A 20,125-nucleotide genomic window follows, 5' to 3' on the forward strand; every position below is an offset into this window, starting at 1 on the left:
CGAACAGGTCAACGCGCTGCGCGCGACGACCGACGACCTCATCCGCGCGAACGCCGAGATGCTCGCGGGGCAGAGCGCCGAGATCCAGCGGATCGCGGCCGACCCCGCGGTGAGCGTCCAGACGCTGCGCGCGTCGTTCGAGCAGATCTACCAGACGATCGACGCCATCGACACGTTCAAGGCGCAGGCCGTCACCAACATGCAGCAGACCGTCGACGCGCTCGGCTCCGAGCTCGGCCGGGCCGGTGCCCATCTCGAGCGCGCTCACGGCCGCCACGAGCCGGAGTCATGAACCGGCGGATACGGCGGAGCGTCGCCGCGGCGCTCATGGCCACGGCAGTCCTCCTCGCCGCGGCGTGCCAGGGCGGGGACGGCAAGGGCGACGGGCGCGCGGTGCTGCGGGTGCTCGGCGGCAGCGAGCTGGCCGACCTCGGGCCGATCCTTGCCCAGGCCGAGCGCGACACGGGCGTACGGGTCCAGATGGACTACGCGGGCACGCTCGACGGCGTGCAGCGGGTCCTCGACGGCAAGGTCGACGGCCGCTACGACGCCATCTGGTTCTCCTCCAACCGCTACCTGTCCCTGCATCCCGGTGCTCAGAGCAGGCTCGGCACGGCCACGAAGACGATGTCATCGCCGGTGGTCCTCGGCGTGCGCGCCTCGGTCGCGGCCCGGCTCGGCTGGGACGCCAAGCCGCCGACCTGGGCCGGCGTCGCGCGGGCGGTGGCCGAGCAGGGCTTCACCTACGGAATGACCAGCCCGGCCGCCTCGAACTCGGGCTTCTCGGCCCTCGTGGCCGTCGCCGCGGCCCTGTCCGGCGACGGCGCGGCACTCGACGCCGCGAGCATCGACCGGATCGCGCCCCGGCTCGAGGGCTTCTTCGCCGGTCAGACCCTCACCGCGGGGTCGTCTGGCTGGCTCTCGGACTCCTACGTCCGCCGCGTCGCCCAAGGGGCCTCGGCCGGCCCGCCGGTGGACGGGCTGGTGAACTACGAGTCCGTGCTGCTCTCGCTGAACGAGTCCGGGCGGCTGCACGAGCGGCTGACGATCGTCCATCCCGCCGACGGAGTGGTCACCGCCGACTACCCGCTCACCCTGCTGGCCGGCGCGTCCGACGGCGCCCGCGACGGTCATCACAGGCTCACCGACTATCTGCGGCGGCCCGACGTGCAGCGGCGGATCATGACGCAGGCTCACCGGCGACCGGTGAATCCCCAGGTCCGGCCGGACGGGCGGTTCCGGACGGCGCCGCCGGAGCTGCCGTTCCCCGCTCGGCTCGACGCGGTGGACGCGCTCATCGGCGCCTACTTCGACCGGATCCGCCGCCCGGCGCGCACCGTCTACGTCCTGGACGTGTCCGGCTCCATGGCGGGGCAGCGGCTCGCCGCGCTCAAGGCGGCACTGGCCGCGCTCACCGGGGCGGACGCCTCACTGGCCGGCCGGTTCCAGCGCTTCCACAACCGCGAGGAGGTGACGTTGATCCCGTTCAGCGACGCCCCGCGCGAGCCCCGGTCGTTCGTCGTCCCCGAGAAGGATCCCGCGGCCGAGCTGGCCCGCGTCCGGTCCTACACCGAGTCGCTGGGCGTCGGCGGCAACACCGCCGTCTACACGAGCGTGCAGCGGGCCTACGAGATCCTCGCCCAGCGGCGCGACGACGGCCGGTTCACCTCGATCGTGCTCATGTCCGACGGCGAGAACAACCGCGGCATCGCACTGGAGAACCTGCGCTCGTGGCTTGCGGCCCAGCCGGCGGAGGTGCGCGGCGTGCCGGTCTTCCCGGTCCTGTTCGGCGAGGCGGCGACCGGGCAGATGACCGAGCTGGCGACGCTCACGGGGGGCCGTACGTTCGACGCGCGCTCGCAGTCGCTCGAGGCCGTGTTCAAGGAGATCCGTGGCTATCAGTAGGCGGGTCGGGGGCTATCTGGGCTCGACGAAGAACCTGGTCGGCTCGGTGTGCGGGCTGATCGGACTCGGCCTGTACCTGGCCGGAGCCGTGGGATCGTACTGGCCGTTCGTGGTGGCCGGGCTGTACGCCGCCGGGGCGCTCGCCGCACCCCCGGAGAAGGTGACCCTGGTGCTGGAGCTCGAGGACGCCTCCGCCGAGACCGGCCTGCTGCGCGCCGACCTCGACCGGATGGTGGAGCGGGTGGCCGCGCACGCGGGGCGGATGCCGCCGCCGGCCATGGTGCGGTTCAGGGACATCATCGAGATGCTGCGCGAGCTGCTCGCCCGCGCGGACGCGCTGACCGCCGATCCGGACGCGCTGCACGAGGTCGTCAGGGTCATCCGGACCGACCTGCCGGAAGGCTTCGAGTCCTACCTCAACCTGCCCGGCTGGTTCGCCGCCGGGCGCGGGGGCGGCGAGCGGCGCACCGCCGCCGACGAGCTCAACGCTCAGCTCGGGCTCATCGCCGACCAAGTACGCCGTACCGCCGAGCGGGTGTACGAGACGGACGCGCAGCGGCTCCGCGACCAGACGCGCTACCTGCAGGAACGCGGCAGGCGCAGCGGGCTCGACCTCCCCGCGTCGCCCGACTCCTGACCTCAAGATCCACCGGGGCCCTTGTCGGCGGAGGGCACGGCATCGGAGGATGGCCGCATGGTCACCGGGGACGATGACGAACCTGATCCATCACGAGGTTCCTGGGAGGGCTTTGTCTCCCTGCTGACCGAAAGGGCGATCTGGAAGCTGCTGGTCAAGGGGCTCGAGGTCTTCGTGCCGGGGAGCTCGGTGACGATCGGCTCGGTGCGCTTCGCCGAGCGCGCATCGATGATCGGTGCCGGTGTCTTCCACAGCGCGGACTCGGGGTTCGGCCTGTCCCTGCGGGCCCGCGCCGCCCGGAGCGAGCCGCAGCGGGAGATCTACGTGCGCGGCCGCGACGTGCGCTCCATCGGCGTCGTGATCACGGGCGAGGCCACGGCGGCCGGCACCCGGGTCCTCGACGCGACGGGTCTGCTGCGCTACGCGCGAAGGCTCACCTTCGAGTCGCTGTTCGCCGTCGCCGACGAGGGCTCGGTGGTCCCCGCCGTACGGGCGGCCCGGGCCGTGGAGAACGTCGTGCTCCTCGACCCCGGTGCGGGGATCGGCCTGTGCGTGGAGGTCGATCCGGTCACGGGCACGGTGAACTGCCCGTTGTTCGTGCGGTTCGCCGACCGGTCGTCAGGGGCGGTGCACGCCTACGCCTCGGGGGACTGGGCCGCCCAGGCGGTGAGATCCCAGACCTGATGGGCGGGGAGCCGCCGCAGCCGGTCCGCCGCGGCGGCGTGGTCCCACAGCAGCCCGTAGTTCTCGAACTCCAGCCCCTGCGAGTGCCTGAGCACCCCGCAGATCAGCGCCTCGGGGGTGCGCACGACGATCAGCGGGCCGATCTGCGCGGTGGCGCCCTCGCCCTCGTGCATGGCGCGCAGCAGTGCCCGGAGCGCGGCCGCGTCGGCCGGCTGCCGCCGCCCTCGCTGCAGGTCCATCCCGATCGAGATCAGCAGCGCGGCGTAGCCACGGGCGAGTTCGGACATGCCGCGGCCGGACAGGAAGTAGCGCAGCCGCCCGGGCTCGTCGTCGGTGGTCTTGAACCTGACGTGGAGCAGGCCGGCCCCGAGGCACCGTTCGTACACCTCGACCAGTACGTCACGCACCTGCGGGTCCGCGCACCACAGCCGCCCGGCGACCGTCGTGCCGTCAGGGGGACGGCCGGTCAGCGAGGCGGTGACCGCCTCGTCCAGTTCGTCGGAGGTGTAACGGAGCAGGTCGGTGACGACGTCCTCGACGTCCTCCAGCGCCTGCGTGAGGTCGCGTTGCAGGTCGAGCATCTCGTCGCCGCCGCGTTCGAGGTCGGAGATGCGGGTGAGCGCCGTCTCGACCTTGGCGCCGTCCTCGTCCTCCGCCGCGTCACCCGCCGTCAGCAGGGGCCGCATCGAGCTCTCGACGTCGGTCAGTTTGCGGCGCAGCGCCGACAGGATGATTTTCTGCTTCTCCAGGTCGTGCAGCCGCGTCGCCTGCGCCTTCATGTACTCGTCGGCCTGGCCGAGCAACTGCCGGAACCGGTCCAGCTGCACGGTGTTGCTGCGCAGCCGGGAGTCGAGGCCGGGCAGCACGTCCCGTTTGACCTTGGCGACCTCGGCGGTGAGCTGCTCGCCGACGGTGACGAGGACGTTGCTCTGCTTGCCGACCTGTGTTCTCAGCTCGTCGATGCGGCGCTGGAAGTCCTCGGCCTGCTTTCTGTGCCGCCTTCCCGCGTACAGTTCCAGGGCTCCGACCAAGAGGCACATCACGACTAGGACGGCTGTCACGGGACTCCTCGTGATCGGGCCGGGGCGGCTCGAACGAAGGGCATGGAATTGTTGATCGCCAGGCTAATCTACGCCCCGTCACGCTCGGAAGGCACCGGAACGGTGACGCGCACGGTGGTGCCCGCGCCGGGCCGGCTCGTCATGCTCAGCCGGCCGCCGAGCAGTTCCGCGCGTTCGGCCATACCGCGCAGCCCGTAGGTCCCGGGGCGGCCGCCGGGCGAGAGCACGTCCTGGCGGGAGAACCCGGCCCCGTCGTCGACGACCGTCAGGACGACCCGATCCGGGCCCTGCGCCAGCACGATGTCGACGCACTGCGCGGCGGCGTGCCGCAGGCAGTTGCCGACGGCCTCCTGGGCGATGCGATAGAGCGCCGTCTGGACATGGTCGGGGAGGGCCGCGGCCAGCTCACCGGACACCGCCATGCCGACATCCAGGGAGGCCTGCCGCCGGCCCGCCTCCCGGGCCAGTGCGGCCAGCGCCGCGGACAGCCCGAGGTCGTCCAGCACCGGAGGGCGCAGTCCGCCGATCGTCGCCCGGGTCTCGGCCGCCGCCAGCTCGCACAGCCCGCGGGCGAGGCGGATCTGAGTGCGGGCCTGCTCCCTGTGGCCGGGCAGGGCCCGGTCGGCGGCCGAGAGGTGGAAACCGAGTCCGGCCAGCCGCTGGGCGATGCCGTCGTGGACGTCGCGGGCGAGCCGGGCGCGCTCGGCCTCCTGCACCTCGATGGCGCGTTCGGCGAACCGTTCGGCAGAACGCTCCCGCTCCCTGGCGGTGCGCAGGCGCCGTGCGGCGCAGAGCACGGGGGACAGCAGCGCCGCCAGGGCGGTGACGAGCTCCAGATCCTCGTCCAGGCAGTGCCGCGCGGACCGTACGTCGATCACGGCGACGGTCGTGCCGGTGTCGCGGGACCGTACGGGCAGCGCGGCGCCCCGCCCGTCCTCGTGCGAGCGGGCCAGCCCGTGCGACGCCGCCCAGCCGACCCGCCCCTCACCGAGCGGCACCGGAGCCGAGCCCGGGTGTTCGAGGACGCGTTCGTCCTCGTCGAGGACGTAGACGGTACAGGAGCTCAGGCTGGTCGCCGAGGCGACCACGAGCTCGGCCAGCTCGGCTGCGAGGCCGGGCAACTCCCGGTCCGAACACGCCGTCGAGAGGGCCCGCGCGAGCAGATCGGGCCCGCGCGCCATCAGGGTCTCGACCGGCGGGACGGAGCCTGCGGCCCTCGCCGTCATCGGAACAGGCCGTCGCGGAGGGCGGTGGCGATGGCGGCCGACCGGTCGCCGACCTCGAGCTTGCGGTAGACGGCGCGCAGATGGCTCTTCACCGTCTCTTCGCTCAGGACCAGCCGGCGGGCGATGGCCCGGTTGGACAGGCCCGTCACGAGCAGCGACAGCACCTCGCTCTCGCGTTGGGTCAGCCCCCGGCCCGCGCCCGGCCAGAACTCGCCCCGGCGCAGCCGCGCGGCGCTGGCGGTCATCCGGCCGGCGAGGGCCGGATCGACGACGATCTCGCCGCGCACCACGTCCTCGAGCCGCCGCAGCAGCTCGGGGCCGTCGACCCGTTTGAGCAGATAGCCGGCAGCGCCGGCGCGCAGCGCCTCGAAGACGTACGGCTCGTCCTCGTACACCGAGAGGAACACCACCCGCGTACCGGACGCCTGCTCGCTGAGTGACCGGCACAGGTCGAGGCCGCTCTCGCCGCCCAGCCGCACGTCCAGCAGCACGATGTCGGGCCGCAGCGCGGTGACCAGGCGGGTGGCCTCGGCGGCGGTGGCCGCCTGGCCGACCACCCGGACGCGGCCGGGAAAGCCGGCGAGCATCGCCGACAGCCCGGCGAGGATCATCTCGTGGTCGTCGACGAGGACGACGCGCACCGGGGCGGTCATTCCGGCAACATAACAAGCGAGGCTACTCGCGAGTAGGTCATATCCCCCTTGCCCTCACCCCAACGGGTGAGGAAGGGCCGGCCACCGCGCCGTACCGTCCGATGCGACGACTCGGGAGTCCATGGACGGAGGACCAGGTGCCGGATCGCCTCGTGCACATGCTCCGGGCGCGCGGATCAGGTCGGCGTCCCGTCATGCTCGCCATCGCCGGTGACAGCGCGGCGGGTAAGACCACCCTGACCCGGGGCCTGGTCGAGTGCCTCGGCGCCGATCGGATGACCGCGGTGTGCGTGGACGACTATCACCGCTACGACCGCGAGGAGCGCAGGAGCCGGCCGTTCACGGCACTGCATCCCGACTGCAACCACATCGACATCATGGAGCAGCATCTGCAGCTCCTGGCGATGGGCGAGCCGATCCTCAAACCGGTGTACGACCACGCCACCGGACGGCTGGTGCGGCCCGAGCTGGTCGAGCCCCGGGACTTCGTCATCGTGGAGGGCCTGCTGCCGCTCTACAGCCGGCCGGCCCGCGCGTGCTTCGACATCACGGTCTTCCTCGACCCGCCCGAGGAGCTGAGGCACGCCTGGAAGATCGAGCGCGACTGCGCCAAGCGCGGGTACACGCCCGAGCAGGTGCGCGCCGAGCTGGTCCGCCGCGAGTCCGAGAGCGCCGCGTACATCCGCCCGCAGCGCCGCCGGGCCGACATCGTGGTGCGGTTCGCACCGGTCGCAGGGCGCGCGGATCCGCCTGCGACCCCGCTGTCGGCCGAACTCCTGCTGCGCCCGACCATCGACCATCCCGAGCTCGCCGGCGTGGTCAAGGACGCCGAGCCCGGGGCCGAGGGGGCCGCCATGCACCTGCGGCTGCACCGCGACACCGACGGCCGCCCGGTCGACGCCTTGCACGTGCACGGCTACGTGTCGCCCGAGCAGTCCGAGACGGTGAAGCAGGCGATCTGGGAACGCCTGGAGGTGCCCGCCGGGGTGCCGCGCTCACTGGGCCGGATCGCCGACGGCACCACCAGCGATCCGCTCGCGATCACGCAGCTGCTCCTGCTGTATCACATTCTGGACGCCGACCGCCGTCAGGCCGCCTGACCTGGGCGTTCCCCGTCCCCGGCACCCGCCAGAGCGGGACGGACGGCGTACGCGAGTACCGCCGAGTACCCGGATGTCGCCGGCCCGGGTGGGGCCTTGATCCGGCGATTCCGCAGGTCATCGCATGTGGTGTGCCCTCCCGTGCCCACACGAGGTGTCGTGCCGGTCCGCGGCCGCGCGAACCCATGGTGAACGGCTTCGTCGTAACCCCTTGACACTGGGGATCAATGGATTCACTATGGGCCCCTAAGTATTCAATATGGGTCCCTAAGTATCTCCATCCATCTACCTTAGAGAGCGGCACTGTGGCGGAGCGTGAGCGGATTCCCGAGATCGAGCCCACTGCGCAGTTGCTCATCGTCGTGGCGGCCCGTTTCAGCCGTCTGAACAACAAGGTGCTGAGCCAGCTCGAAATCCCGCTGACGTACCGCCAGCATCGGCTGCTGGTCAGGGTGAGTGAGGGGCACACCTCTCTTGCCGCCCTCGCGGCCTTCGGGAATCTGACACTGCCGACCGTGTCGGAGAGCGTCGACGGACTCGTGCGCCGCGGTCTGCTCACTCGAGGAGAGAATCCCGATGATCGGCGGCAACGCCACCTCGAGCTGACCCCTCTCGGCCATTCCGCGGGCGTCGCCGGTCAATTGGCCTTGGGACGGGTCACCGAAGACCTCCTGCGAGTGCTGCCCGAGGAGTCCAGGCACCAGCTTCATCAATCACTCAGCACCATCTATGAAGCGGCGACGACCTACTTCAGAAGTGGAGATCCCGGCAAATCCACGCCCGGTGGAGCCGCGTCGCGAAGCGCGGAGTCGCCCGGTGTGAAGGGTAAGCGGCCGGGCCTTCCCTGAAACCTGTTCGTTACCAGTCAGCGCCCACCCCAGTGGATGTGAATCCGAACTACTGATGGATACGAAATGGAAAAGCGGCGCCAGCGCGCCATTCCAAGGGAGAGAAGATGAGGTCCGTTACCCAGATCCGGGTCGGGCTCGCCGCGCTTTGCGTAGTCGGGCTGACCGCGACCGCGTGCGGTGGGACATCCTCGTCGGGCGGTGATCAGGCCAAGTCCGCGACGTGCGGGTCCGGTCCGCTCACCACGACCCAGACGGTGAAGCTCGGGGTCAACCCAGGCGCTCAGGACTTGATCACGTTCGTCATGGAGCAGCAGGGCTTCGCCGAGAAGCACAAGCTGAAGCTCGACATCAAGAAGTTCCAGAACCCGTCCGCGTTGCACACCGCGATCGGGGAGAAGGTCGTCGATGTGGGCTTCGGAGGGCTCACCGCGATGGCGGTCGCCCGTGCCAACAGGCGTGGCGCGGTGATCTTCAACATCCTCACCGGGCCCTCGAACATCGTCTTCGCCCCCAAGAACTCATCGCTCCAGTCGTTCGGCGATCTGAAGGGTCACAAGCTGGGCGCCTTCGGAGGCCGGGGAAGCGCCACCTTCGGGATCCAGTCGGTGGTCGCGAAGGAGGTCTACGGGATCGACAACATGGGCAAGGAGATGGACGTCCTCGACGCGCCCGACTCCGCCCTCATGGGCCTCCTTGACCAGGGCAAGGTCGACGCCGCGCTGCTGGGGACGACCGCCACCGTCCAGGCGCTGCTGTCGGGCAAGTACAAGGTCCTCAGTGACATGTCCGCCGACTACGAGAAGAAGTTCGGCCGGCCCCCGGGTCACGTCACCGTGGCGTCGAACGACGGCTACGCGGCGAAGAACTGCGAGGTGCTGCGGGCCTTCTCCGGTGCGCTGGCCGACTCGCTGAAGTTCATCCAGGGCGACGAGAAGGTGTGGGGCACCTACGCCCAGCAGATCAAGATCACCGATCCGCGCGCCGCGCAGATGCTCAAGGACCGCGTCGGCAGCCGGTACATCACCAAGTGGGACCAGGCACAGGTCGATGCGGAGACGCAGTTGATCCAGCGCCTGATCGGCGTACTCGGCAAGGACGCGTTCGTCGCCGAGACTCCGAAGGGGCTCTTCCGTCTCGACCTCCAGCCGGCGCCGTGAACGCGAAGCGGCCCGCCAAGGGCGGCGCCCAGGTCGACTCCGACCGCCTCACCGGTGTGATCGGGGCCGACGCACCGCTCCCGAACGTCGCCGGCGCCTCGCCGGCCCCGGCGAAGGACGTCGCGGACGTCATCCTGACGTCCCGCCGGACGTTCCAGGGCACCCGCCGCCGCGTGATGTCCCTGATCGCCCTCGTGGCGCTGTGGTTCGTGGCCTCGCTGTTCTTCGCGGACAGTGTCCTGCCCGGTCCGCGCGCGGTGTTCGCCGCGCTGTGGGGGAACCTCCAGGAATCCGACACTTACTTCCATCTTTACAAGACCATCCTCCGGGTCGTCGCCGGAATGGCCATGGCGGTGATCGTGGGCCTGATCGTCGGGCTCATGATGGGGCTCTCGAAGTTCGGCGAGGAATTCCTCGATTCGTGGGTCATGGTGGCCTTCACAGTGCCTTCCGTGGTGTACGGAATTCTGGCCATCCTCTGGTTCGGTCTGAACGACTTCGCGGCGATCATCGCCATCGGCGTCACCGCCATACCGGCCGTCGCCATCAATATCTGGCAGGGCGTCAAGGCGATCGACATCTCCCTTGTCCATATGGGGAAGGCGTTCCACCTCTCGCGAGCCTCGATCCTTCGGAAGATCGTTATCCCGCAGTTGGTCCCGTACATTCTGGCCGCTCTGCGTTATGCGCTGGGAACGGCGTGGAAGATCGCCACTGTGGTGGAACTGATCGGTCTCTCCAGTGGAGTCGGTTACCAGTTGAACTACTGGTTCGGCCTTTTCAACATGACCCAGGTGCTCGCCTGGACGATCGCGTTCACCATCGTCCTGCTGGCGATCGAGTTCGTCATTCTGAAACCGGTCGAGAAGTGGTTGACCCGCTGGCGTCCGAGCGTGCAGAGCTAGGAGAATGTCGTGTCGGATTCCTATTTGCTCATCGACAACGTCAAGAAGGAGTTCCCGCGAGCGGGCGAAACCCCACTGCGGGTGATCGACGGCCTGACGGTCCATGTCGAAGACGGTGCTCTGCTCTCGATTCTCGGCCCCTCGGGCTGCGGCAAGTCGACCCTTCTGAACATCATCAACGGGCTGGACGACGTGACCTCCGGCCGGATCGTGATCAACGGTACGGAGATCGGCGTCAAGTCGCGGTCCGCCGTGAAGATCGGGGTCATCTTCCAGGAACCGCGTCTGCTGAACTGGCGGACGGTCCGGGACAACGTGCGGCTTCCGCTCGACGAGATGAAGATCCCGCGGGCCGAGGCCAACGAACGCGTCGACCGCTACCTCGACCTCGTGGGGCTGGCCGAATTCGGCGACTACTTCCCGCTGCGGCTGTCCGGTGGGATGCGGCAGCGCGTGTCGCTGGCGCGAGGGCTCGCGATCGAGCCGGACCTTCTGCTCGCGGACGAGCCGTTCTCAGCGCTCGACGAGATCACAGCGCGCAAGCTCCGCCTGGAGCTGGTGCGGATCTGGCAGGCCACCGGACGGACGATCGTCTTCGTCACGCACAACATCCGCGAGGCGGTCTTCCTCTCCACGCGGATGCTCGTCGTCACGGCCAGGCCCTGCACGACGCATCTCGACCTGCCCATCGACATCCCGCACCCCCGGTTGCCGGAAGACGACCGGCTGTTCGAGATCGAGAAGCAGGTGACCAGGGACTTCATCCGCATGGAGGAAGCCTCCGCATGAACTGCGTTTCCCAGCAGCACTCGACCGCGCATTGATGGGTGGGGACATGACACGGCTACTCGATAATGGCGGAACCGCGTCGCCGGCCGGCGTAGTGCCGGCGGGCGGTCCGCCGTCGGCCGAAGACCGGGCCGAACGCGACAGGCGGTACGGCCTGATCCGCGCTGCGATGGCAGAACAGGGGCTGGACGCCCTGGTGGCGTTCGCCCCGGGGTGGCGGCGGGAGAACGTCCGCTACCTCACCGACGCGCCGGTGCGGGGCAGTGTGGCGCTGGTCCTGCTGCCCGCGGACGGCGAGCCGACCGCGTTCTCGGTGCGGCGGGCCGATGCCGCGGCGATCGCCGCGGGCGGGTGGGTGACCGACGTCGGCGTCCTGGAACTGCCAGCTGCCGCGGGGCTCACGAGTCGCCTCGCCGACCTGGCTCCGCAGCGGGTCGGGGTGGCCCACAACGAACTCCTGCCGGTCGTGCTGGCGGAGACGCTGCGCGGTGCCCTGCCCAACGCGGAGATCGTTTCGGCGACGGCCCTCATGGACGACGTACGCCTGACCAAGAGCGCGTGGGAGATCGCCCGGATGCGGCGCAGCGCCACGGTCTGTGAGGCCGGCTGGCGGGCCTTCGTCGACGTGCTCGAGCCGGGTCTGCCCGAGTACCGGATCGTGGCCGAGGTGGAGAGCGAGCTGAAGCGCCTCGGCGCCGAGGACAACTTCATGCTCATCGCCTCTGGCGGTGACGAGGTGCGCGGCATGACCCCCCCGGGACGCAGGCTGCTCGAGGACGGCGACATGGTCCGCACCGAGCTCACGCCGCAGATGGACGGCTACTGGCTGCAGATCTGCCGGTCGGCCGTCGTCGGCGAGCCGAGCGACGGGCAGCGGCGGTCGTTCGATCTGTTCAATGAGGCGGTCGACGCCGGTGTGTCGGTCGTACGGCCCGGGGTGACCGCCCACGAGGTCGCCGTGGCGCAGAACGACGTCTTCCGCCGGCACGGCTACGGGGAGTACTGCACCAGCCAGTACACCCGGGTGAGAGGGCACGGGCACGGGCTGCACCTCGACGAGACGCCGATCATCGAGGGGAACGAGACCGTGCTCCCCGAAGGGGCGGTCTTCATCATCCACCCGAACACCTTCACACCGCTGGCCGGCTACCACGTCCTCGGAGACCCCGTCGTGGTCACGAAGACGGGCGCCGAGATCCTCATCGGCACTGAGCGCAAGCTCTTCTCCACCAGCGAAGAGAGGGCATCATGAAGCGCGGCCTCGTAGTGCTCGACCACGCCGAGATCCCCGAGGGCGAGCGGGCCGGCCGGATCGGCGCGCTCCAGCGGCGCCTGGCGGCGGACGGCGTGGACATCGCCCTGGTCTACGGAGACGTCTACCGCTCCGACGACGTCGGGTACCTCACGAACCTGTGCATCTACTGGAACGAGGGCATCGTGGCCGTCCCGGCCACCGGCGACCCGGCCTTTCTCACGAAGCTCTCACCCCGCGTGCACACCTGGATGCGGCGGACCTCGAACGTCGAGGACCTCCGCAGCGGTAAGAGCTTCGGCCCGCTGGTGCAGGAGCTCCTGGCCGGCCGCGAGCCGGGTGTCGTCGGCCTCGTCGAAGGGCGGCTGTGGCCCGCGTCGATCGTGGCGGAGCTGACGGCGGCGGCGCCGGACTGGGAGCTTCGGCCGCTCGACGGCCTGGTGCGGGAGCAGCGGCTCGTCCCCTCCGAGCACGAGTTGGTGCTGCTGCGCGACGGCGCCGCACTGATGGCGCGCGCGGCGGCGCGGGTCACGCCGCCCGGCCCGGCGACGGCCTGGGTGTCGGCCGCCGAGCGCGAGCTCCGCGGCGGCGGCTACACCGAAGTGCTGGTCGACACCGCCACGACCGGTGGGGGCGTCGCGTCGATCGAGATCACCGGACAGTACCGGTACGGCTGGCTGCGCGCGGGCCGGGTGGTCGCCGGTGCGGAGGGCCCGGCCTGGGCGTCCGCGCTCGACACCGCGTTGCGAGCGGCGATCGGCGCCGCGAAGGACGGAGCGTCGGTGGCCGATCTGTCGGCCGCGGCACGGCCGGCACTGGCCGGCCTCCCGGATGGAGCGGTCCATGACGTGGCCTGGACCAATCAGGCCGACCTGGCGACGAACGGCGACTTCGAGCGGCATGCGGGCGACACCCGGCTGGCCCTCGGCGCCGTGGGCGCGATCACGATCGACGTCGCCCTCCCGGGCGGGGGCCGGGCGGTCGTGGCCGACACCGTGCTGATCGGCGAGCAGAGCGCCGAATGTCTGACGAAGGGATGACGGCGATCATGTTGGATGCATTGGGGGCGTGGCGATGAGAATCCTGTCGAACGCCGACGTGGAACAGGTCCTGACCGCGCACGAGACCATCTCCGCACTCGAGACGGCGTACCGGGAGCTGACCGCGGGCAAGGCCGCGAACCGGCCGCGCAACCACACGTACTTCCCGGTGGAGGACGAGCGCCATCCGGGCTTTCGGTTCCGCTTCAAGTCGCAGGAGGGCGGCAACGTCTCCAGCGGCGTGTGGGCGCTGCGGATCACCTCGGACATCGCCGGTGTCGAGACGCTGGCGGGCGGTGTGCAGCGGCGCAGGCTGATCCCGGCGGCGCCAGGCGGGCGCTACGTCGGCCTGGTGACCCTCTACAGCATGACGACGCTGGAGCCGCTCGCGATCCTGCACGACAGCTTCGTGCAGAAGATGCGCGTGGGCGCCACGTCGGCCCTGGGCATCAGGGAGCTCGCGAACAAGGACGTCACCGTGGCCGGGATGTTCGGCTCGGGCTGGCAGGCGCAGGCCCACCTGGAGTTCCTCCTCTACGTACGGCCGGAGGTCGAGGAGGTGCGCGTCTACAGCCCGACGCCCAAGAACCGCGAAGCCTTCGCCGAGGAGTGGACCGAGCGCACGGGGCGGCGGATCGTCGCCGTCGACCATCCGAGGGACGCCGTGGCCGGCTGCCGGATCGTCACCTGCGCCACGGCGGCGATGGATCCCTGCTTCGAGGGCGCGTGGCTGGAGCCGGGAACCCACGTCACCTGCATCACGAATCCGGACGGCACCGCCACGCGCCGGGAGCTCGACGACGCGACGTTCGACCGGGCCGACCGGATCGTCGTGCTCTCCCGTGAGCAGGTGCACCACGACAAGCAGTACGACATCCTCGGCCCGGTCGAACGCGGCCGCATGGCCTGGGACGACATCCGCGAGCTCGGTGAGGTGCTGGCCGGCGAGGCCCCCGGGCGCGGCGACCCCGACGACATCACCGTCTTCGCCAACAACACCGGCATGGGCCTGCAGTTCGCCGCCGTGTGCGCCCGCGCGCTGCGGCTCGCCGAGGAACGCGGCCTCGGCCACGAGGTTCCCACGGACTGGCTGCTCGAGGAGACGAGCCCGTAGGGCCTGTCCGACGAGCACCGGACCACAGGGGAGAGAAAGGAACCGGACATGGCCACGGAACATCGCGTGGGTGGAACCTGCATCGCCTTCGGCGACGACGTGAACACCGACGTCATCATCCCGGGCAGATACCTGGTCAGCATCGATCCGGCCGAGCTGGCCGAGCACGCCTTCGAACCGCTCGGGCCCGAGGTCCAGCAGCGGCTCCGGGCGAGTTCGGTCGTGGTGGCCGGGCGGAACTTCGGGTGCGGAAGCGCCCGTGAGCAGGCGTCGACCTGCCTCATCGGGGCGGGCATCACCGCGGTGGTCGCCGCGTCGTTCTCGCGGGTGTTCTTCCGCAACGCCATCAACACCGGCCTGGTCGCCGTCGAGAGCCCCGAGGCCGTGAACGCCGTACGGGACGGTGGCGAGGTGTGGGTCGACTACGCCGCCGGTGTCGTGGAGGTGGGCGACGAGCGGTTCCGGTTCGCTCCGTACCCGGAGGCCCTGCGGACCATCCTCGAAGCCGGGGGGCTGATCGCTTACCTGACCGCGGCGTCGAAGGGGACATCGAACCAGGCGTCGAACCAGGCGTCGAACAAGGAGGAGACCGTTCGATGACGAGGACGTTCGCGCAGAAGGCGCTCGAGCGGGCGTCGGGGGAGACGGGCCTCGTACCCGGTCAGATCGTCGACGCGTACCCGGATCTGTACATGAGCCACACGGCGAGCTGGCGCTGCATCCGCACGCTGGAGCGGATGGGCGTCGACACGCTCTACGACGTGGACCGCATCGCCATGGTCATGGACCACATCTCGCCGGCCAACTCGGCCAAGACCGCGGGAGACCACCGGCTCTGCCGGGAGTTCGCCGACCGGATGGGCGTCAAGAAGTTCTACGACGTCAACGCGGGCATCGCGCATGTCGTCCTGATGGAGAACGGGCACATCCGGCCGGGTCAGTTGATCATCGGTACCGACTCGCATTCCACGATCTACGGAGCGCTGGGCGCATTCGGGACCGGGGTCGGCTTCAGCGAGATCACGGCGGCGTGGGTGACCGGAAAGCTCTGGATGCGCGTTCCCGAGTCGATCAAGATCGTGATCGAGGGGCCGCTGCCGAAGGGGACGTACCCCAAGGACATCATGCTCAAGCTGATCGGGGACATCACCGCCGACGGCGCCACCTACTGCTCGGTGGAGTTCCACGGGTCCTACGTTGAGTCGCTGTCGGTCTCCGAGCGGATGACCCTCTGCAACCTCGCCATGGAAATGGGCGCTAAGAACGCCTTCGTCCCCCCGGACGAGGTCACCCGGCGCTATCTGGCCGACGTCGGCGTGGGCCCGGACGCCTTCGAGGAACTGCTGCCCGACACCGGCGCCGAATACCGGCAGGTCGAGACCATCGACGGCCGGGAGCTGGGCCCGCAGATCGCCTGCCCGCACAACGTCGACAACGTGGTGCCGGTGGACGAGGTCGCCGGAACGCCGCTGCACCAGGTCTTCATCGGGTCGTGCGCGAACGCGAAGTACGACGACCTGGTGATCGCGGCCGAGGTCCTCGCGGGCAACAAGGTGGCGCCGGGCGTCCGGCTGATCGTCACCCCCGCGTCGAGCACGATCATGTCCAAGGCGGCCTCCGAGGGCGTCCTCTCGACGCTGATCGAGGCCGGCGCCACGATCACCAACCCCGGCTGCGGCGCGTGCGCGGGCAACGGCGGAGCGATGGCGGACGGTGAGGTCACCCTCTCGACGGCCAACCGCAACTTCCAGGGCCGCATGGGCAGTTACCAGTCGCAGATCTACCTGAGCAGCCCGGCCACCGCCGCCGCGTCGGCGATCCGGGGATCCATCACCAACCCGCAGGAAGTGCTCCGGTGAACCTCGTCGAGAAGATCCTCGCCCGGGCCGGTGGCCGGCCGTCCGTGGAGCCCGGCGACATCGTGGTCGCGGAGGTCGACCGGCTCATCATGCACGACCTGAGCGGGTACCTGACCGCCAAGGTCTTCGAAGAGGAGGTGAAGCTGCCGATCCGTCATCCGGAGCGGGTCGTCATGGTGTTCGACCACCACTTCTCGCCGGCGACCGAACGCCAGGCGACGGTCCTGAAGTCCAACCGTGAATGGGCCCGCCGCCACGGCATCCACCTCTTCGACTGCGGCAGCGGGAACATCCACCACGTGGCGGTTCGGCGCGGGCTCATCCGACCCGGGATGATCGTGGTCGGATCGGACAGCCACACGCCCGTGCACGGTGCCCTCGGCGCCCTCGCCGTCGCGCTCGGCAACGACTCGCACGCCGGGACGGTGCTCCCGTACGGCAAGGCGTGGTTCAAGGTGCCGCACACGGTGCGGATCGAGCTGGACGGCACGCCGGCGCCGGGCACGACCCCGCGGGACATCGCGCTCTGGCTGGTCGGCCAGATGGGCGAGGGCAGCATGATCTACGCGGCCCTGGAGTTTGCCGGGCCGTACGTCAAGGCGATGCCGTTCTGGGATCGATGGCTGTTCCCCCTGCTCTGCGTGGACCTGGGAGCCAAGTGCGGGTACGTCGAGCCCGACGAGGTGACCGAGGCGTTCGCGGCCGGCCTCCCCGGCGACGCGTACGGGGGATTGGAGCGCAGCGACGGCGGAGAGGCGTCCGCGGTCCTGCGGTACGACGTCGGCGGGATCGGGCCGCAGGTCGCGTGCCCGCCGACCGTCGGCAACGTCAAGCCGATCGAGGCGGCCGCGGGCACCCCGGTCCAGTGGACGGAGCTGGGAGGGCACGGCGGCGGCCGGCTGGAGGACATTCGGATGGCCGCGGCGGTGCTCCGTGACCGCAAAGTGCATCCGGACGTCCGCTTCAACATCGTCCCCTCCAGCCGGGAGGTGTTCGCCGAAGCCGAGCGCAGTGGCCTGGTCCTGCCGCTGCACGAGGCCGGTGCGACCTGGTTCCCGCCGAGCACCGGTTCCAACCAGGCGGCCAACATGGGCGCGATGGCCGCGGGCGAGGCGATGATCTCGACCCACGCCCGGAACTTCCCCGGCCGCAACGGGAGCACCGAGGCCCAGATGTACCTCGCCTCCGCGGCGGCGGTCGCCGCGTCCGCGGTGACCGGTCAGATCACCGACCCCCGCGAGATCGCACCGGATCTCGATCGGCTCGGCTCGCGGTGAGCCGGCCACAGGATCTGTGCCCACCACAGAACGAGGGCCCACCACAGAACGAGGGCCGACCCACAGAACAAGGGGTGTCGATGAGGTTCGAAGGGCGATGCTGGAAGTTCGGCGACAACATTCCGACCGACCAGCTGGTGAAGTCGCGCTATGTGTTCGAGCCGATGGAAGAGATCGTCAAGCACGTGCTGGAGGATCTCGACCCGGCGTTCCCCGCCGAGGTTCAGCCGGGCGACATCGTCGTCGCGGGCAGGCACTTCGGTCAGTCGTCCGGGCGGGCCATCGCCACCAAGGCCCTGCGGGCGACGGGCATCGGGTGCGTCGTCGCCGGGACGTTCGCGCGGACCTTCTACCGCAACTGCTTCGAGATCGGGCTGCCCGCGCTCGAGATCGAGGGAATCACCGACCTGGTCAGCGGCGGTGATCGGGTGAGCGCCGACATCGCCCAGGGGACGTTCACGAACCTGACGACGGGCGTGCAGCGGACGGTGCCGCCCGCCGACCCGTTCCTCCTCGAGATGCTCGAAGAGGGTGGGCTGATCAAGCTGGCGGCGCGGCGCGCCGACCTGTTCGAGCCGGCCGCGGGGAACCGAGACCGTCCCGCGTGACGGTGGACCCCGACCCCTGACGCACGCCCTGACCACGCGGCCGCTCAGCGGACCGCGTGGTCAGGCGGTCTTGAGCACACGGAACGTGATGCCGGCGGCCCGCAACCGCTCGATCAGCGGGTCGCCCATCGCGACGGCCGTGGTCAGCTGCCCGGCCGTGGCCGGCAGATCGTCGTAGACCAGGCACAGCGCGGCCTCGGCGAACATCTTCGCCGTCTCGCCGTAGCCGGGATCGCCGCCCGCCACCTCGGTGACGACCCGCCTGCCGCCGCCCTCGCCGACGAACCGCAGGTTGAACCAGCTCTTGGCGCGCTGTTCGGCGGACGGTCCGTCCCCCGGGCCACGGAGCTTCAGCAGCACGTCGCGGGCGGCCGGGAACTGCGAAAGCACGAGCAGCCCGGTGGCTCCCGCGACGGCGCCCACCGCCATCGCCGGATTGCGCACCGCGCAGAAGTGGCCGTAGGAGAAGTCCGGGCCGTAACGGTCGAGGACGCCGGCCGACCGCACCACGATCATCGGGTCGATGGTGGGCAGCGGCAGCGTCGTCCACGCACCTGACACCGGAGCGAAGCGCGACAGGCCCCGGTACATGCGGACGCGGCGACCGGACGGCTCCGGCTCCACCCTGCGCCGCGCCCGCGCGGCCTGGAGCGTCTGGCGGGCGCGCGAGACCGCGGTGATGGCCGTACGGGTCGTGCCGCCGGAGGGCACACCCTTGGCTCTGATGAAGCCCTCGAGCCGGATGGGCGAGTCCTCCGGCAGGTGCTGCACGGTGAAGTAGGCGCCGAGGTCGTACGGGATCGAGTCGAACCCGCAGGCGTGCACGATCCGCGCGCCGCTCGCCATCGCCTGCGCGTGATGGCGCACGTACATCAGGTCGACGAACTCCGGCTCGCCGGTCAGGTCCACGTAGTCGGTGCCCGCGGCGGCGCAGGCGGCGACCAGCGGCTCGCCGTGGTGGATGTACGGGCCGACCGTGGTCATGACGACCCGCGCGGCGGCGGCGATGACGTCGAGGGTCTTCGGCGCCGTGACGTCGGCGTGCAGCAGCGGCAGATCCGCGCAGGCGGGATTGACGGCGGCGAGCCTGCTCCTCAGGGTCTCGAGCTTTCCCCGGTCACGGCCGGCCAGCGCCCATCGGGTCTGCTCCGGCGCGTGCTCCGCCAGGTACTCGGCGGTCAGGCGACCGGTGAAACCGGTGGCGCCGAACAGGACGAGGTCGTAGGTGCGGCCGACGGTCATCGAGGGTCCCCTTTCACGGCGTCCGGACAGATTGTGTCGGCCGATCATGGCAGCCGCCAACCGGAACGGCCGAGGAGGTGCTCGGCGAACAGCCGGGTGGTCGCGGTGGGAGTGGCGCCGGCGACCGCGTGCCACGGCCGGCTCAGCGGCATGCCCGGGGCGTCGATGACGGCGAGGCGGCCGTCGGCCAGTTCCGGACCCACCGCGTCGCGCGAGACCAGCGCGGCGCCGAGGCCCGCGGCGGCGCCCGCGATGACGGCGCCGTTCGAGCCCAGTACCAGCTGCGGAGGGTCTGCGGCGTGGTCGGCGAGGTAGGCCTCGGCGGTGGCCCGGGTGCCCGACCCGGGCTCGCGCATCACCCACGGGGTGGTGCCGAGGACGAAGCCCGCCGCGACGTCCGGCGCGGCCACGACGACCAGGTCGTTGGCGCGGACGGCGAGGACGGTGACGGGCACGCCCGCCGGGGGGCGCCCGCCCAGCACCACGTCGGCCTCGTGCTCGGCCAGCCGGTTCCACACCCGGATGCTCGGGCCGACCTCCAGGGCGAGGTCGACCTGCGGCCGGCGGGCCCGGAAGGACGCGAGCAGAGCGGGGAGCAGTTGGTCGGCCGCCGTCGTGACCGAGGCGAGCCGCAGCCGTCCCCGGCCCGGGTCGTCCTCGCCCCTGGCCGCCGCCCGGCCCTGGTCCAGCAGCCCGAGCACCCGGCGCGCGTATCCCGCGTACACCTCACCCGCAGGGGTCAGCCGCACACCGCGGCCGGCCCGT

21 protein-coding genes are annotated in these 20,125 nt (G+C 70.6%); 16 read left to right on the forward strand and 5 right to left on the reverse strand.

Features of this window, described 5'->3' with window-relative positions; genetic code table 11:
• From HKK72_RS24670 to HKK72_RS24685, 4 genes are all read left to right on the forward strand, one after another.
• A partial coding sequence (locus tag HKK72_RS24670; RefSeq protein ID WP_187236801.1) for a toxic anion resistance protein occupies nucleotides 1–292 on the forward strand: 292 nt, incomplete at its 5' end.
• A complete protein-coding gene (locus tag HKK72_RS24675) occupies nucleotides 289–1,905 on the forward strand; it encodes a vWA domain-containing protein (RefSeq protein ID WP_187236802.1) in 1,617 nt (538 codons plus the stop codon). The genes HKK72_RS24670 and HKK72_RS24675, both read left to right, overlap by 4 nt.
• A complete protein-coding gene (locus HKK72_RS24680) occupies nucleotides 1,892–2,542 on the forward strand; it encodes a hypothetical protein (protein ID WP_315987427.1) in 651 nt (216 codons plus the stop codon). The genes HKK72_RS24675 and HKK72_RS24680 overlap by 14 nt, the downstream gene beginning before the upstream one ends.
• Before the next feature lie 57 nt (nucleotides 2,543–2,599).
• Nucleotides 2,600–3,226, forward strand: a complete 627-nt coding sequence (locus HKK72_RS24685; protein ID WP_187236803.1) for a hypothetical protein — start codon at nucleotides 2,600–2,602, stop codon at nucleotides 3,224–3,226.
• Here HKK72_RS24685 and HKK72_RS24690 read toward each other — a convergent pair.
• The 3 genes from HKK72_RS24690 to HKK72_RS24700 all read right to left on the reverse strand — a co-directional run bounded on the left by HKK72_RS24690 (nucleotide 3,178) and on the right by HKK72_RS24700 (nucleotide 6,166).
• Nucleotides 3,178–4,287, reverse strand: coding sequence for a hypothetical protein (locus tag HKK72_RS24690; protein ID WP_315987428.1), 1,110 nt, complete (start codon nucleotides 4,285–4,287; stop codon nucleotides 3,178–3,180). The genes HKK72_RS24685 and HKK72_RS24690 overlap by 49 nt on opposite strands.
• 68 nt (nucleotides 4,288–4,355) lie before the next feature.
• On the reverse strand, nucleotides 4,356–5,513 hold the full coding sequence (locus HKK72_RS24695; protein ID WP_187236804.1) for a sensor histidine kinase: 1,158 nt from the start codon (nucleotides 5,511–5,513) through the stop codon (nucleotides 4,356–4,358).
• On the reverse strand, nucleotides 5,510–6,166 hold the full coding sequence (locus HKK72_RS24700; RefSeq protein ID WP_187236805.1) for a response regulator: 657 nt from the start codon (nucleotides 6,164–6,166) through the stop codon (nucleotides 5,510–5,512). The genes HKK72_RS24695 and HKK72_RS24700 overlap by 4 nt, the downstream gene beginning before the upstream one ends.
• A gap of 137 nt (nucleotides 6,167–6,303) precedes the next feature.
• Between HKK72_RS24700 and HKK72_RS24705 the strand changes: the two genes are divergently transcribed.
• The 12 genes from HKK72_RS24705 (at nucleotide 6,304) to HKK72_RS24760 (ending at nucleotide 18,118) form a co-directional block, all read left to right on the forward strand.
• Nucleotides 6,304–7,266, forward strand: coding sequence for a phosphoribulokinase (locus tag HKK72_RS24705; protein WP_315987429.1), 963 nt, complete (start codon nucleotides 6,304–6,306; stop codon nucleotides 7,264–7,266).
• 350 nt (nucleotides 7,267–7,616) lie between these two features.
• A complete protein-coding gene (locus HKK72_RS24710; RefSeq protein ID WP_187236806.1) occupies nucleotides 7,617–8,114 on the forward strand; it encodes a MarR family winged helix-turn-helix transcriptional regulator in 498 nt (165 codons plus the stop codon).
• A gap of 107 nt (nucleotides 8,115–8,221) precedes the next feature.
• Nucleotides 8,222–9,274 (forward strand): ABC transporter substrate-binding protein, encoded by a 1,053-nt coding sequence (locus HKK72_RS24715; protein WP_187236807.1) that lies wholly within the window; start codon nucleotides 8,222–8,224, stop codon nucleotides 9,272–9,274.
• A complete protein-coding gene (locus tag HKK72_RS42325; protein ID WP_187236808.1) occupies nucleotides 9,271–10,179 on the forward strand; it encodes an ABC transporter permease in 909 nt (302 codons plus the stop codon). The genes HKK72_RS24715 and HKK72_RS42325 overlap by 4 nt, the downstream gene beginning before the upstream one ends.
• Before the next feature lie 9 nt (nucleotides 10,180–10,188).
• Nucleotides 10,189–10,968 (forward strand): ABC transporter ATP-binding protein, encoded by a 780-nt coding sequence (locus tag HKK72_RS24725; RefSeq protein ID WP_187236809.1) that lies wholly within the window; start codon nucleotides 10,189–10,191, stop codon nucleotides 10,966–10,968.
• A gap of 46 nt (nucleotides 10,969–11,014) precedes the next feature.
• Nucleotides 11,015–12,220 (forward strand): M24 family metallopeptidase, encoded by a 1,206-nt coding sequence (locus tag HKK72_RS24730; RefSeq protein ID WP_187236810.1) that lies wholly within the window; start codon nucleotides 11,015–11,017, stop codon nucleotides 12,218–12,220.
• On the forward strand, nucleotides 12,217–13,260 hold the full coding sequence (locus HKK72_RS24735) for an aminopeptidase P family N-terminal domain-containing protein (RefSeq protein ID WP_187236811.1): 1,044 nt from the start codon (nucleotides 12,217–12,219) through the stop codon (nucleotides 13,258–13,260). Before HKK72_RS24730 ends, HKK72_RS24735 begins: the two co-directional genes overlap by 4 nt.
• A gap of 34 nt (nucleotides 13,261–13,294) precedes the next feature.
• Nucleotides 13,295–14,374: an ornithine cyclodeaminase family protein gene (locus tag HKK72_RS24740; protein WP_187236812.1), complete on the forward strand. Its 1,080-nt coding sequence runs from the start codon at nucleotides 13,295–13,297 to the stop codon at nucleotides 14,372–14,374.
• A 48-nt stretch (nucleotides 14,375–14,422) separates the two neighbouring features.
• Nucleotides 14,423–14,974, forward strand: coding sequence for a 3-isopropylmalate dehydratase (gene leuD / locus HKK72_RS24745; protein ID WP_187236813.1), 552 nt, complete (start codon nucleotides 14,423–14,425; stop codon nucleotides 14,972–14,974).
• On the forward strand, nucleotides 14,971–16,233 hold the full coding sequence (locus HKK72_RS24750) for an aconitase/3-isopropylmalate dehydratase large subunit family protein (protein WP_187236814.1): 1,263 nt from the start codon (nucleotides 14,971–14,973) through the stop codon (nucleotides 16,231–16,233). Before leuD ends, HKK72_RS24750 begins: the two co-directional genes overlap by 4 nt.
• Nucleotides 16,230–17,510: a 3-isopropylmalate dehydratase large subunit gene (locus HKK72_RS24755; RefSeq protein WP_187236815.1), complete on the forward strand. Its 1,281-nt coding sequence runs from the start codon at nucleotides 16,230–16,232 to the stop codon at nucleotides 17,508–17,510. Before HKK72_RS24750 ends, HKK72_RS24755 begins: the two co-directional genes overlap by 4 nt.
• Before the next feature lie 80 nt (nucleotides 17,511–17,590).
• Nucleotides 17,591–18,118, forward strand: a complete 528-nt coding sequence (locus tag HKK72_RS24760; RefSeq protein WP_187236816.1) for a 3-isopropylmalate dehydratase small subunit — start codon at nucleotides 17,591–17,593, stop codon at nucleotides 18,116–18,118.
• A 60-nt stretch (nucleotides 18,119–18,178) separates the two neighbouring features.
• Here HKK72_RS24760 and HKK72_RS24765 read toward each other — a convergent pair whose 3' ends face one another.
• Both HKK72_RS24765 and HKK72_RS24770 read right to left on the reverse strand, forming a co-directional pair.
• Complete coding sequence (locus HKK72_RS24765; protein ID WP_187236817.1) at nucleotides 18,179–19,360, reverse strand: saccharopine dehydrogenase family protein; 1,182 nt, start codon at nucleotides 19,358–19,360, stop codon at nucleotides 18,179–18,181.
• Between the two features lie 44 nt (nucleotides 19,361–19,404).
• A partial coding sequence (locus HKK72_RS24770; RefSeq protein ID WP_187236818.1) for a LysR substrate-binding domain-containing protein occupies nucleotides 19,405–20,125 on the reverse strand: 721 nt, incomplete at its 5' end.

It is taken from the genome of Actinomadura sp. HBU206391 (assembly GCF_014323665.1).
Taxonomy (GTDB): Bacteria; Actinomycetota; Actinomycetes; order Streptosporangiales; family Streptosporangiaceae; genus Actinomadura_C.

What these genes read in the sequence shown, in the direction of transcription:
- HKK72_RS24685 (WP_187236803.1), top strand. Translation starts at nt 2,600, where the DNA reads ATGGTCACCGGGGACGATGACGAACCTGATCCATCACGAGGTTCCTGG.
- HKK72_RS24750 (WP_187236814.1), top strand. Translation starts at nt 14,971, where the DNA reads ATGACGAGGACGTTCGCGCAGAAGGCGCTCGAGCGGGCGTCGGGGGAG.
- HKK72_RS24765 (WP_187236817.1), bottom strand. Translation starts at nt 19,360, where the DNA reads ATGACCGTCGGCCGCACCTACGACCTCGTCCTGTTCGGCGCCACCGGT.
- HKK72_RS24700 (WP_187236805.1), bottom strand. Translation starts at nt 6,166, where the DNA reads ATGACCGCCCCGGTGCGCGTCGTCCTCGTCGACGACCACGAGATGATC.
- HKK72_RS24760 (WP_187236816.1), top strand. Translation starts at nt 17,591, where the DNA reads ATGAGGTTCGAAGGGCGATGCTGGAAGTTCGGCGACAACATTCCGACC.
- HKK72_RS24695 (WP_187236804.1), bottom strand. Translation starts at nt 5,513, where the DNA reads ATGACGGCGAGGGCCGCAGGCTCCGTCCCGCCGGTCGAGACCCTGATG.
- HKK72_RS24715 (WP_187236807.1), top strand. Translation starts at nt 8,222, where the DNA reads ATGAGGTCCGTTACCCAGATCCGGGTCGGGCTCGCCGCGCTTTGCGTA.
- HKK72_RS24675 (WP_187236802.1), top strand. Translation starts at nt 289, where the DNA reads ATGAACCGGCGGATACGGCGGAGCGTCGCCGCGGCGCTCATGGCCACG.
- HKK72_RS24740 (WP_187236812.1), top strand. Translation starts at nt 13,295, where the DNA reads ATGAGAATCCTGTCGAACGCCGACGTGGAACAGGTCCTGACCGCGCAC.
- HKK72_RS24735 (WP_187236811.1), top strand. Translation starts at nt 12,217, where the DNA reads ATGAAGCGCGGCCTCGTAGTGCTCGACCACGCCGAGATCCCCGAGGGC.
- HKK72_RS24730 (WP_187236810.1), top strand. Translation starts at nt 11,015, where the DNA reads ATGACACGGCTACTCGATAATGGCGGAACCGCGTCGCCGGCCGGCGTA.
- leuD (WP_187236813.1), top strand. Translation starts at nt 14,423, where the DNA reads ATGGCCACGGAACATCGCGTGGGTGGAACCTGCATCGCCTTCGGCGAC.